Origin of the sequence: Pseudomonas koreensis, from assembly GCF_012986595.1 — a bacterium.
Lineage (GTDB): Bacteria > Pseudomonadota > Gammaproteobacteria > Pseudomonadales > Pseudomonadaceae > Aquipseudomonas > Aquipseudomonas koreensis.
On sequence record NZ_JAAQYM010000005.1, the window covers coordinates 1 to 13,176 of the forward strand.

The following is a 13,176-nucleotide window of genomic DNA, read 5'->3' on the forward strand; positions in this document are numbered from 1 at the left end:
CAGCCCGAACTCAGAAGTGAAACGATGCATCGCCGATGGTAGTGTGGGGTTTCCCCATGTGAGAGTAGGTCATCGTCAAGATTAAATTCCGAAACCCCAATTGCGAAAGCAGTTGGGGTTTTGTTTTAGTAGAAGTTCCTATTTTTGCTGGCACGTTACCGTGTTGACGGGCCAGATACAGAATTTCTTGACGACCATAGAGCGTTGGAACCACCTGATCCCATCCCGAACTCAGAAGTGAAACGATGCATCGCCGATGGTAGTGTGGGGTTTCCCCATGTGAGAGTAGGTCATCGTCAAGATTAAATTCCAGAACCCCTGTCTGCTAACGCAGACAGGGGTTTTGTCGTTTCAGGGCCAGCTAAAAAATCCAGGTTCACGACACTGCTGATCGCGATCAGCACTGATAGCTGACCGTGGCGGCGACGTTGCGCTCTTCGCCCATCTAGAAGACGTTCAGACTCGTTCAGCAGGCGATATAGGACTGATCGGTCAGGTATTCGCGTGCAGGCGCACGTCGGCGCCCCTCAAGCCGCCTTGCCCCGAATAACGCATTTAAAACCTCGTGGCGAACGCTCTGGCACGCCGTTCGGCGGGAATCTGTCAGAAAGAACATCCATTTCCTACTCAGCCCTAAGATTTCTCCGAATCGTGCCGACAGACTGGTGAGACATGCGTGCACCAAAGTAGAGCGGCCATTAGAACGCTGCCTGCCAGCTATTGGATATTTGGAGCTACATGGAATGTTGCATCCCGGAACGCATCCCCACTTTTGCATAAGAAGTCCCATGAAATGAATCTCAAGTTCAGCCATAAAATCCTGTTGGCCGCCTCGGGCGTCGTGGTCCTGGCTTTCGCTTTGTTCACCCTCTACAACGACTATCTGCAGCGAAACACCATTCGCCAGAACCTCCAGTCCTCCGTGCAACAGGCCGGCGATCTGACCGCCAGCAGCGTGCAGAACTGGATGAGCGGGCGGATCCTGGTGCTGGAAAACCTCGCGCAAAACGTTGCTCATCAGGGCAAGAACGCCGACTTCCCGGGGCTGGTCGATCAACCGGCCTTTACCTCGAACTTCCAGTTCACCTACGTCGGCCAGGCCAACGGTGTGTTCACCCAGCGCCCGGACGCGAAGATGCCGGACGGCTACGACCCGCGTCAGCGCCCTTGGTACAAGCAAGCCGTTGCCGCCGACAAGACCATGTTGACCCCGCCTTATATGGCAGCCGTTGGTGGTCTGGTGGTGACCATCGCCATGCCGGTGAAAAAGGACGGCGAGCTGCTCGGTGTGGTTGGTGGTGACCTGAGCCTGGAAACCCTGGTGAAGATCATCAACTCGGTGGACTTCGGTGGCTTGGGCCATGCGTTCCTGGTCAGCGGTGACGGTCAGGTGATCGTCAGCCCGGACAAGGATCAGGTGATGAAGAACCTGAAGGACATCTACCCGAATTCCAGCGTGCGCATCGAGAAGGGCAACCAGAACGTGGTGCTCAACGGTCAGGAACGCATCCTGTCGTTCACCCCGGTTACCGGTCTGCCGAATGCCGAGTGGTACATCGGTCTGTCGATTGATCGCGACAAGGCCTACGCCGCTCTCAGCCAATTCCGTACCTCGGCGCTGATCGCCATGTTCGTTGCGGTCGCCGCCATCGCCCTGCTGCTGAGCCTGCTGATCAATGTCCTGATGCGTCCGCTGACCACCATGGGCCGTGCGATGCAGGACATCGCCCAGGGCGAAGGCGACCTGACCCGGCGTCTGGTCGTGGAAGGCAAGGATGAGTTCGCGGAACTGGGCAGTTCGTTCAACCAGTTCGTCGAGCGTATTCACGCATCGATTTCCGAGGTGTCGTCGGCCACCCGTCACGTGCACGATCTGTCGCAACGGGTAATGGCGTCGTCCAACGCCTCGATCGTCGGTTCCGACGAACAAAGCGCACGCACCAACAGCGTCGCTGCCGCGATCAACCAGTTGGGCGCCGCCACTCAGGAGATCGCCCGCAATGCCGCCGATGCTTCGCAACACGCCAGCGGCGCGAGCGAGCAGGCCGATGACGGCCGTCAGGTGGTGGAGCAGACCATCCAGGCCATGACCGAGCTGTCGCAGAAGATCAGCCTGTCGTGCACCCAGATCGAAACCCTGAACGCCAGCACCGACAACATCGGCCACATCCTCGATGTGATCAAAGGCATCTCGCAGCAGACCAACCTGTTGGCGCTCAATGCGGCCATTGAAGCGGCGCGTGCCGGCGAAGCCGGACGGGGCTTTGCGGTGGTGGCGGACGAAGTGCGCAACCTCGCCCATCGCACCCAGGAATCGGCAGAAGAGATCCACAAGATGATCACTTCGCTGCAGGTCGGTTCGCGTGAAGCGGTGAGCACCATGAACGCCAGTCAGGCCTCCAGCGAACAATCGGTCGAAGTGGCAAACCAGGCCGGTCTGCGACTGGTCAGCGTGACCCAGCGCATCGGCGAGATCGACGGCATGAACCAGTCGGTGGCTGCCGCGACCGAAGAGCAGACCGCTGTGGTGGAAACCCTCAACGTCGACGTCAACCAGATCAACCTGTTGAACCAGCAGAGTGTCGCCAACCTCAACGAGACGTTGAAGGATTGTGATGCGTTGTCGCAGCAGGCCAACCGGTTGAAGCAGTTGGTGGACAGCTTCAAGATCTGACCGCGTTATCGTTCTTCGCGAGCAGGCTCGCTCCCACAGGTTGACCGCGTTCCCCTTGAAGGAATGTGATCAAAATGTGGGAGCGAGCCTGCAATCACCGCTCAACGACAGCCTTAAACAAACAGCTTCAGCACATTCCCCATCGCATCATCGGCAAACCCCTGCACGAAGTCCTTGAACCCCGGCAGCGCCTCCTCGCCGCCCGAAGCCGGTTCGGCAATGATCGTCCAGGTCGCCCGCGACTTTTCCGCCCCCAACGATTCCACATTCATCGCCGCCCACAGATTGGCCACCCCCAGGGTGTTGTAGATCGTGGTCCAGGTCATGCTTCGCGACTGCTCATTGCGAGAGTTGAGTTGCTCGACCACCACGTTGCCGTCCTTGAAAAATTTCTTGCGCAGCGAAGACACGCCTTCGCCGGTCATTTCGATGTGCGACAGCGCCGGGATGAAACGCTCGAAGCCGCCGAAGTTGCCGACCACCGCCCAGACCTGCGCCGCGTCTGCCGGCACTTCCACCGAAGACACAACGTGGCAGCCGTGAGGGTTTTTGATCAGGGTGTCGGGTTGCAGAGTGCTCATGGTGTTGCTCCTTGTGGTTGAACTAGATGAAGTTGATCTGTTTCAGGTAATCGCAGCCGCGACGCAGCAGCGCCGGGGATTTTTCCGGGTACTGCGCGCCCATCTGTTGCACGCCGGCCTCGGCGTTGGCGTGCCCGATCAGGGAGATGTCGCCGATGTCTTCCTCGAAGCCGTTGAGGTAGAAACCGAGCACGCCGAACAGCGCGTTGTCGGCGTCCACCCGGCCCAGTTGCTGCTGCCAGTCGGCCACGCTGACCAGCGAGAACTCGCTGCCGGTCTCGCGGAACGAGGCGACGTAGTCATCCCAACTCAGTGGCTCGGGGTTGTGCAGGTTGAACACCGCACGCTCGCTCGAATAACGGCTGGCGTGGAAGGCGATGAAGCGGGCGAGAAAGTCCACCGGCATCAGGTCGAAGTTCAGCGCGAAGGCTGGCACCTGACCGAGCTGGATCGAGCCCTTGAGCATCAGCATCAAACGGTTTTTGTGCGGCTGGCAGACGCCGCTCAGGCTGTTGAAACTGATATTCCCGGGGCGATACAGGTTGACCCACACCCCGCGCTCGCGGGCCCGCTCGAGGATGCGTTCGCCGACCCATTTCGACAGGTTGTAGCCGTTGCGGATGTAGATCGGCGGGGTCGGTGCGGCGGGCAACTCGAGCACGCGACCTTCGTCATCGACGGTGCTGGATGCCGACAGCGTCGAGACGAAGTTGAAGACCTTCTTGCTGCGCCCTTCGCACAGGCGCAACAGCTCGAAGATCGGCTCGACGTTATCGGCGGCCAGCGACTCGTAATCGAGTACGTGATTGACGTTGGCGGCGTTGTGCACCAGTGCGCCGAACTCGCGATCGAGACGCTGATAATCGTCGTCGGCCAAGCCCAGTTGCGGGCGGGTGATGTCTGCCGAATAGATCCGCACCCGGCTCAGGTCCAGGTGCTCCAGACGGTTTTCGCGCAATGCTTGGGCAAAGCGCTGCGCCGCCGTCTGTCCGCCCCCGTCACGTACCAGGCACGCCACTTCGCTAGCCCCCCAACCGAGCAGCGCTTCAACGATGTGCACGCCGACAAAGCTATTGGCGCCAGTGACGATCACCTTGTGCACATCGCCGAGACGACTGATCGGCAGCGGCTCGATGTCCAGTGGGCGCTCGGCATCGGCCATGGCCTGGGCGCTGAGCACTGCACTGTCATCGGTACCGCGCACCAGCGTCGCGAGCTTGATGATGGTCGGCAGTTCGATGAAGCGGTTGATCGAGATGCTGCGCCCGAACTCCTCGCGCAAACGCAGCAACATGCGCGACAGCAGAATCGAGTGCCCACCGAGGTTGAAGAAGCTTTCGTCGGTGGAAATATCGCTGCTCGGCAGTTCCAGCAATTCCGCCCAGATCTCCAGCAACAGCGCTTCGTCGGCGTTCGCCGGCAGGCATTTCGGGCCGCTGTCCAGCACGCTCACCGGCAGCTCCAGCAAGGCCTTGCGATCGACCTTGCCATTGCTGGCGAACGGCATGTGCGGCAACTCAGTCCACGCCACCGGTTGCATGTAGTCCGGCAGGAACTGCTGGGCATGGGCCTTCAACGCATCGCGAGCGGCGTCCGATTGTGGTTGGGCGAGGAACGCCAGAATCCGCCGCTGACTGTCGATCACCACCGCCACCTGACGGTACAGCTGGCTTTCGCGCAGGCAGCGCTCGATCTCTTCCGGCTCGACCCGGAAACCACGAATCTTCACCTGATTGTCGCGCCGCCCGCACAGTTCGATACCGTGTTCGCCCCACTTGGCCATGTCGCCGCTGCGATAGGCCCGCAAGGTTTCGCCGTGCGGCAGTTGCAGGGTCAGATAGCGCTCGGCGGTCTGCTGCGGATTGTTCAAATAGCCGAGGCAAACGCCGGGGCCGACGATGAACAGTTCGCCGACGGTGTGCTCCGGCACCGGTTGCAGGTCGTCGTCGAGAATCAGCACCTGACTGTTGGCAATCGGTGCGCCGAGGGTGCGGTTGCTGTCACCCGGTTTGAGTGGCCGGGCGGTGATCAGCACCGTGGCTTCGGTAGGACCGTAGAGGTTGTGCAGCGTGCCCTGGCGGGTCAGTTGCTCGATGACGAAGGGCTCGCAGACATCGCCACCGGTCATCACTTCCACACCTTGCAATTGCTCCAGCGGCAGGATGCTCAGCAGCGCCGGCGGCAGGAACGCGTGGGTCAGTTGCCGGCGACGGATCAACGCCACCAGCTGCAGCGGGTCGCGGCGTTGAGTGTCATCGGGCACAACCAGTTCGGCGCCTTCGAGCAGCGTCGGAAAGATATCGATCAGCGAAGAATCGAAACTCAGCGAAGAGAACTGCAACACCCGACTCTCGGCGCGCAACTGCACGTAATCGGCGTACCACGCCGTGAAGTGCGCAAGGTTCGCCTGGCTCAGCAGCACCCCCTTCGGATGGCCGGTGGTGCCCGAGGTGTACAGCGCCATGCACGGGGCGTCGAGCTCGGGACGCTGGCGCATCAGCGGTTGGCTGAGATTGGCGTCGGCGGCGTCGATACGACTGACATCCAGGCCTGGCATCGACTCACTCAGCGGATGCTCGCCGTCGTGCAGCAACAACACCGCGCCGGCGTTTTGCAGGATGTATTGCTGGCGCTGTAACGGATGGCTCGGCTCCAGCGGCAGATACACCGCGCCACTGCCGAGCACCGCCAGAATCGAGGCGAACAGCGCAGGGCTTTTCGGCTGGCAAATGCCGACGATCCACGGCTGCGGATGTTGCTCGAGCAATGGTTGCAGACGCTGCTGGATCGCACGGCTGTGTGCGTGCAACTGGCGATAGCTGATCGACTGCTCGGCCAGGTGCAGCGCCGGTCGCTCGGCGTGTTCGATCAGGCTGCGTTGCAGGCGTTCGATCAGCGGGATTTTCGCCTGCTTCAGCAGCACGGGATTGGCCGTGTCGTTGAGGCGATGGACGTAGGCCAGGCGGTCGAGAAACAGCAGGTCCTCCACCTGTTCGAAGTCCGGTGCCGTGGCGGGCATTGCCTGCTGGAAATACTCGGCATCGCGGGAGAAACGGCTGACCAGCAACGCGACTTCGTCGACCACATGCGTCAGCACTCGCTGGCGCAGTGTCTGGCCGTTGCCGGACGGCTCATCGCCAATCGGTACGCGGCTGATCAGTGACGAGCCGAGGAAACACAGCAGGTCGAGCGTCGGCAAACCGGTAATGCTCGGCGCACCGAGACCCAGGCGCAAATGCAGGTGCGGGATTGCGCAGAAATCGCCGGCGCCGATGAAGCCATCGTCGATGATCAGATCCACCGCCGGTTGCGCCGCGCCGCTGCGCAGCAATGAGTGACCGTGTTGTTCGAGTTCCTGCGCCAGGTCGGTCATGGCCTGGCTGGCGCCAATCAGCAAAATGTCGAGACGTCTCATGTCGGCCTCCTCATCAAACCAGATAATCACGCAAGGCGTGCTGCACGCAGGGCGTGTCGAGCAGCGAGCTGTTGTGGAAAAAACGTACGATGTTGCCCACCAGCGGATGGTGGCGATTGATCGGGAACGCCAGCCCGGCCATCTCGTCCTTGAGCGAACGGCGCACCGCATCGCTGACCGGCAAGGCGTCGATCAGGCGCAGATCGAAGGACTTCTGGATGTCGTTGGTCAGGTAATGGCCGATGAACACCGGCAGGATCTGCGCGATGGTTTCCCGGTCGGCGTCACTGGCGGTGTGCCAATAGATGCGCACCATCCGCGCCCAGAAGCTGGAGTGCCTGCCTTCGTCGAGCAGGTGATCGGCCATCAGCCCTTTGATCGATGGCTTGACCGTGTCATCCCGGGCGAATGCCGCGACGTCGCCGGTCACGGTGTTCTCGGCGATCGCCACGCAGATCAGTTCCACCGCGCTGCGCAGGTGCTCGGGTGCCAGGCTGACAGCGGCAGGAATCGCCCGGCTGAGTTCGATTTCAGCGGGCAGTTCGATGGGCTCGATGCCGGTCATGGCCACGGTCTGCTGCATGAAATCCATTGCCACCAGCGCGTGGTAATCCTCGTCCACCACCACGGTCATGGCGTCATAGCGACAGGCGAACGGGAAGGCCACGGCGAAGCGATTCTTGGCGATGCTGCGCGCGGTCTTGTCGACGATCTCGGTTTCGAAAATCACCACGTCGTTGATGAACTTGTACAGCGTCTGCACCAGGGCAAAATCCCGTTGTTGCGGGCACTCGCGCAGGAAGGTTTCGCTGAGCACCAGAGGCTGGCGGCTCAGTGGGTAAATCAGGCGTTCATCGTCTTCCAGCACGCGCCGTGGCCGGGTGCGGATGGTGGCGCGGGTTTCCCAGGCGTCGGCGAAGGATTGGTAATCGGCGGCGTTCATTGGGCCACCTCCGCCAAGGGTTCACGCATGCTCAGGCGCAGGCCGTCCCACAGGGCGATGCGGCTTTCCACCGCCGCGATGGCGCTGGCGTAGACCTCGGCTTCACGTTGCGGATCGCCATCGACCAGACGCTCCAGCAATTGCTCCGCCGCCGGGCCGTGATCTTCGGAATCGACCTCGATGTGGCGCTCCAGGTAATAGCGAAAGGTCGGCGCCTGCTCGATGCCGATTCCCCAGTCATCGAGGATGCGCTGAAACATCGTTGGAATAACGCTCTCCCGGCCATGCAAAAATGCCGCGGCAACGCTATGACCTGGCGCATGCAGCGCTGTACGCAAGGTGTCGCGAACAAACTGCGCGGCCGCCGGATCGACCTCCACGCTTTGCAGCGCAACGTCATAACTCACGCCCTCCTGTTGCAGCGCGACAAAGCGTTCCACCGCGGTTGTGCTTGCCCCGATCTCACGCATGGCGTCGAGGTACAGCTCGAAATGGCTGTAATGACCCTCGATCAAGCGATCGTCCGATTCTTCGCCGAGTACGATTTCATTGATCAGGCGCGCGGCATGCGGATCGCGCGGCGGCAACCATGGCAGACGGGTGCAGGTCAGCTCCTGTTGCAGACGCTTGGTCAGCGACATGAAGTCCCACACGGCAAACACGTGGGTCTCCATAAAGCGACGCAATACCGGTAACGAAGTGATCTCGGAAAAGATCGGATGAATACTCAGTTCGGCTTTCTTCTGGGCGAGTTGGTTCTTAGTCGACATCATGATGTCCTTTATCATTGATATAAAATGGAACGGCTCTTTTAACTGCGCAATCAATGGGGCGATAAATGGCGGGCTTTATCTGGGCGTGCGTTGACCTCTTTGCATAACCTGAAAGTTAACTTCGAAGAACGTTACTGCAGTAGTTGAAATGGCGGTTGGCCCGGTGTGTAGCGGTAGGGTGGTTGCCATGGCTGGGGTTTAATCCCCGGCGGAGAAAAAGTTATACGTCGAAAAATTAATTAACAAGGGTTAATTTGATTATTTTTAGTTTGATCTTTTTCAAGTATGAGTTGCTCTGATAAAACTCTTTGGGTAAGTTTTATTTGGGCGTAGTTACTCCTTTCGATCAATAAAGATCAAAATCGAATAAACAGAGTGAATGCCTCACTCGAAGTAACTTTTAACGAATGAAATTAAATGTTTTGAGGGGGACGAAAGTTGGCCGGGAACGGCGCCGAGACTTCCTTTTTCCCGTGACAAGGCTCCTTCCGTAGGTTCCTGTTGCGGGGATTGCACCGACCGTGCGGTGCATCGCCCGTTCTATATGGGGTTGGCCGTCCAAGAGTGCGGGTAAATCGTCGCCACGGCTATGGCCGATTGATCATCGACAGCGAGCAGGCTTCGGGCCGACGGGCGCAGGGAGATTAGAGCGAGGAGGTCGATCTGCCACCTTGATCAGGGGCAGACCGACGGGGGATTTGTAAGCAGGTTATTCGACGCGCAGAGACTCAGTGCGACGATTTGCGCGCTTGCGCTGCCGGGGTGGCGAGGTAACGGGTGATGACCTCGACGCCACGGTTGAGGTGCTGCTCGAGCAATTCCACGGAGTGTTCGACATCACCTTCGCGGGCGGCTTGCAGCATGGCCCGGTGGTCGTCCTGGGACAGCTTGCCCAGGCCCATGGCCTCGAGGTTGAAACGCAGGAAGCGTTCTTCTTCGTTGAGCCCGTCTTCCACCAGGCGCAGCAGGCGCTTGTTCGGCGCCTTGCTGTACAGCGCCATGTGGAACAGGCGATTGAGCCGGCCGATCTCGGCGTAGTTGTGTTCGGTCTCAAGTTCGGCAATGTAACCGGCGGCGAGCTCGTGGTCGGCGCTGGTCAGCCGTGGGATCGACTGGCGCAGCGCCTCGGATTCGAGCAGGATCCGCAACTCATAGGTTTCCGTCGCGTCACCCTGAATCAACGGTGCCACGACCGCCCCCTTGTGGGTAGTGACGCTCAGCAGTTGCTGGGCTTCGAGCTGGCGCAAGGCCTCGCGCACCGGCATGCGGCTGACCCCGAACAGGTCGGCGAGGTCCTGCTGGCGCAGGGCAGTGCCGCACGGCAAGCGGCCGTCAAGGATCGCCGAGCGCAGCGTCTCTTCGATGATCGAACGGGCGAGGTGTGCTGGAATCGGCCCATCGACCTTGATGCTGTGCAGTGGTTTGGGCTTCTGTGTCACAACTACTCACCCTGAATGACGACGGAATTTGGATCCAAAGACACTAGTGATTGCTCTACAGGTTGTCAAACCGTGTAGAGGATTGCCGTGCTGCGTGAAGTTTAGCGCGATGACGATGATCTCATGGTGCCATTGTTTTTTGCCGGGCTAAGCTTCACCATCAAACGCTTTCCTTCCTGCCCTCTGGAAACCTGCTGTGGCGGTACGTTTCGCGATCCCCCGGACTCTGCGCTGGCTAGGCTGCGCACTGCTGCTGGCCGGCGTCATGCTGGGCGGTCTGCATGCCGATTGGGATTTTTCCGCGATCAGCCGCAAAGCCACGGCGCTTTACGGGCCATTGGGCGCCGGGCAGCAGCGGATCGATGCCTGGCAAAATCTGCTGGCTACGCAGAAACAGGTCAGCGAGATGGAAAAGCTCAAGGTGGTGAACCTGTTTTTCAACAAACAGGTGCGTTATGTAGAGGATATCGATCTGTGGGGTCAGGTCGATTATTGGGAGACGCCCATCGAGGCGCTGTGGAAAGGTGCCGGCGATTGCGAAGACTATGCGATCGCCAAGTATTTCAGCCTGCGTCATCTGGGGGTCTCCAGTGACAAGCTGCGCATCACCTACGTCAAGGCTCTGCGCCAGAACCGCGCGCACATGGTGCTGACGTACTACGCCACCCCCGATGCCATGCCGCTGGTGCTCGACAGCCTGATCGACCCGATCCAGCCGGCGTCCCAGCGAACCGACCTGTTGCCGGTCTACTCTTTCAATGCTGAAGGTCTGTACCTGCCGGGGGCCAAGGGCAACAAGAAGGTCGGTGACACCAAACGCCTGTCGCGCTGGCAGGATGTGCTGAAGAAAATGCAGGCCGAAGGTTTTCCGGTCGAAACGACTAACTAGGAGCACGCGCTCAGATGTCTTTGTTCAAACAGCTGTTGATCGCTATCTGTCTGTTCCTGGTGGTTGCCTTCACCGGCAGCTTCATGGTCAGTCTGGAAAGCTCGCGCACCCAGTACGTCAACCAGCTGCGTTCCCACGCCCAGGACGCCGCCACGGCGCTGGCGTTGTCGCTGACGCCGAATATCGATGACCCGGCGATGGTCGAGCTGCTGGTCAGCTCGATTTTCGACAGCGGTTATTACGCGAGCATCCGTGTGGTCGATCTGAAAACCGACAAGACCATCGTCGAGCGCAGCGGAATTCCGGCGGTGAGCAATGTGCCCGACTGGTTCGTCAAACTGATCGGCCTCGAACCGGCCGGTGGCGACGCACTGGTCAGCCGTGGCTGGGAGCAGGCGGCGCGGGTCGAGGTGGTCAGCCACCCGATGTTTGCCGTGGCCAAGTTGTGGCAGAGCGCGTTGGGCAGTCTCGGCTGGCTGCTGCTGTGCGGCGCGGTCAGTGCGGTGCTCGGCGCGTTGCTGCTGCGCCGGCAATTGCGCCCGCTGGATTACATGGTCAAGCAGTCCCACGCCATCGCCCGCCGCGAGTTCCTCAGCCTGCCGGAGCTGCCGCGCACCCCTGAACTGCGGCGCGTGGTGCAGGCAATGAACCAGATGGTCGAGAAGCTCAAGGCGCTGTTCCAGGAGCAGGCCGAGCGCAGTGAAAAGCTGCGCGCCGAGTCCTATCAGGACAACCTCACGGGGCTGGCCAACCGACGCTATTTCGAGATGCAGCTGCACAACCGGGTGAGCAACCCGGAGCAGGCCAGCTCCGGTTACCTGCTGTTGTTGCGGGTCAAGGATCTGGCCGGGCTCAACCAGCGCCTCGGCGGGCAGCGCACCGATGAGCTGTTGAAGGCGGTGGGCGAACAGTTGTCCCGCGAGTGCGCCAAATACCCGGAAACCCAGAACCTCGTGACCCGTATTCGCGGCGGTGAGTTCGCCGTGCTGGCGCCGGGGCTGGTGCGCGAAGAAGCACTGCAACTGGCGCAGAACCTCGACAGCGCGCTGAGCAGCCTGCACGCCACCGGTGCCACCGACGTGCCGGCCGTGGCTTCCATCGGCCTTGCGCCGTTCGCTCACGGCGATTCACCGCAAGCCGTGCTGACCCTCGGCGACCAGGCGCTGGCGCAGGCCGAGGGGCAGGGCGAGCAGAATTGGGCGTGTATCGATCAGAGCCTGGTGGCGGATGTCGGCGACGATCATCATGCCTGGCATCGCTTGCTCGATCAGGCGTTGAATCAGCAGCGTTTCGAGCTGTACTTCCAACCGGTGGTGGCCGCCCAGGACACGCAACTGGTGCTGCATTACAAAGTGCTGTCGCGGCTGCTGGATGATCAGGGTCAGACCATTCCGGCCGGACGGTTCCTGCCGTGGCTCGAGCGCTTCGGCTGGACTGCACGCCTGGATCGGATGATGCTCGAACGCGTGCTCGAGCAAATGAAAGAGCATGAGGATTCGCTGGCGCTCAACCTGTCTTCGGCGACCCTGGCTGATCCGCAGGCGCTGAACAAAGTGTTCGAGATTCTGCGGGCGCACTCCAACCTCGGCGAGCGCCTGACCCTGGAAATCGGCGAGGAGCAATTGCCGGAGCAAGCGGTGCTCGAGCAACTGACCCGGCGTCTGCGCGAGTTGGGCTTCTCCCTGAGCCTGCAACGCTTCGGCGGGCGCTTCAGCATGATCGGCAACCTGGCACGGTTGGGCCTGGCGTACCTGAAGATCGACGGCAGCTACATTCGCGCGATCGATCAGGAGAGTGACAAGCGCTTGTTCATCGAAGCGATCCAGCGCGCCGCGCACAGCATTGATCTGCCGCTGATTGCCGAGCGGGTCGAGACGGAAGGGGAATTGTCGGTGATTCGCGAGATGGGCTTGTATGGGGTGCAGGGGCAGTTGTTTGGTGAGCCCAAGCCCTGGAAGTAATCCTTGGAGCGTTGGTCTTGGTGATGCCGTCTTCGCGAGCGGGCTCGCTCCCACATTTGAAATGCATTCCAATGTGGGAGCGAGCCTGCTCGCGAAAGGGCCAGTGCAGTCGGTGAAGATCCGGGATCAGATCAACCCGCTCTCATCTTCATCGATCAAGTGGCTCAACCCGCCCAGCGCTTCACGTGCCTGGGTCCGATCCATCAACTTGGCCTGCGCCGCCGGCGGCAGGTCGGTGACCCGGATCACGCCTTTCTGGGTCAGCACCTGAATCAGGTCGTCGAGTACCCGAATCATTTCAAAGTCGCTCTGCTTGAGCTGTTTGAGGCTGTTTTCCACGGCTGCGTTGGCGAACCAGGCCTGGATTTCATGGTGGTCGGCCGGCAGCGTTTCCGTGGCCTCGGCGTACGCCGCAGCTTCCACGCGAATCAACTGGCCTTGCGCATCGCGTTGCACGTAAAACATTGAGCATCCCTCGGAAATGAACCAGCGTCATGCTGT

9 protein-coding genes, 2 rRNA genes and 1 pseudogene are annotated in these 13,176 nt (G+C 60.5%); 6 read left to right on the forward strand and 6 right to left on the reverse strand.

Features of this window, described 5'->3' with window-relative positions:
• The 4 genes and pseudogenes from rrf (HBN98_RS28410) to HBN98_RS28285 all read left to right on the forward strand — a co-directional run.
• Positions 1-81: ribosomal RNA gene (gene rrf, locus HBN98_RS28410) — 5S ribosomal RNA — on the forward strand; the annotation flags it as partial.
• A gap of 105 nt (positions 82-186) precedes the next feature.
• Positions 187-302: ribosomal RNA gene (gene rrf / locus HBN98_RS16025) — 5S ribosomal RNA — on the forward strand.
• A 491-nt stretch (positions 303-793) separates the two neighbouring features.
• Positions 794-1,819, forward strand: a pseudogene (locus HBN98_RS28280) (HAMP domain-containing protein); the annotation flags it as partial.
• A gap of 69 nt (positions 1,820-1,888) precedes the next feature.
• A complete protein-coding gene (locus HBN98_RS28285; RefSeq protein ID WP_370593577.1) occupies positions 1,889-2,674 on the forward strand; it encodes a methyl-accepting chemotaxis protein in 786 nt (261 codons plus the stop codon).
• 113 nt (positions 2,675-2,787) lie between these two features.
• Here HBN98_RS28285 and HBN98_RS16035 read toward each other — a convergent pair whose 3' ends face one another.
• From HBN98_RS16035 to HBN98_RS16055, 5 genes are all read right to left on the reverse strand, one after another.
• Entirely contained in the window at positions 2,788-3,255 is a 468-nt protein-coding gene (locus HBN98_RS16035) for an SRPBCC family protein (RefSeq protein ID WP_083367401.1), read from the reverse strand.
• A gap of 22 nt (positions 3,256-3,277) precedes the next feature.
• Entirely contained in the window at positions 3,278-6,670 is a 3,393-nt protein-coding gene (locus tag HBN98_RS16040) for a non-ribosomal peptide synthetase (RefSeq protein WP_083367400.1), read from the reverse strand.
• A gap of 13 nt (positions 6,671-6,683) precedes the next feature.
• Positions 6,684-7,613 (reverse strand): diiron oxygenase, encoded by a 930-nt coding sequence (locus HBN98_RS16045; RefSeq protein ID WP_083367399.1) that lies wholly within the window; start codon positions 7,611-7,613, stop codon positions 6,684-6,686.
• Positions 7,610-8,386 carry a DUF3050 domain-containing protein gene (locus HBN98_RS16050; protein ID WP_064585354.1) on the reverse strand — a complete coding sequence of 259 codons (777 nt, stop codon included), beginning with the start codon at positions 8,384-8,386 and terminating at the stop codon, positions 7,610-7,612. The genes HBN98_RS16045 and HBN98_RS16050 overlap by 4 nt, the downstream gene beginning before the upstream one ends.
• A 728-nt stretch (positions 8,387-9,114) precedes the next feature.
• Positions 9,115-9,825, reverse strand: a complete 711-nt coding sequence (locus HBN98_RS16055) for a GntR family transcriptional regulator (RefSeq protein ID WP_064585356.1) — start codon at positions 9,823-9,825, stop codon at positions 9,115-9,117.
• A gap of 196 nt (positions 9,826-10,021) precedes the next feature.
• On the opposite strand from HBN98_RS16055, the gene lapG reads away from it, so the two are divergent.
• Both lapG and lapD read left to right on the forward strand, forming a co-directional pair.
• A complete protein-coding gene (gene lapG, locus HBN98_RS16060; RefSeq protein WP_007962016.1) occupies positions 10,022-10,714 on the forward strand; it encodes a cysteine protease LapG in 693 nt (230 codons plus the stop codon).
• 14 nt (positions 10,715-10,728) lie between these two features.
• Complete coding sequence (lapD, locus tag HBN98_RS16065) at positions 10,729-12,675, forward strand: cyclic di-GMP receptor LapD (protein ID WP_083367398.1); 1,947 nt, start codon at positions 10,729-10,731, stop codon at positions 12,673-12,675.
• Positions 12,676-12,801: 126 nt separating this feature from the next.
• On the opposite strand, the gene HBN98_RS16070 is transcribed toward lapD, so the two are convergent.
• Positions 12,802-13,140 carry a hypothetical protein gene (locus tag HBN98_RS16070; protein WP_064585362.1) on the reverse strand — a complete coding sequence of 113 codons (339 nt, stop codon included), beginning with the start codon at positions 13,138-13,140 and terminating at the stop codon, positions 12,802-12,804.
• Between the last annotated feature and the right edge of the window lie 36 nt (positions 13,141-13,176).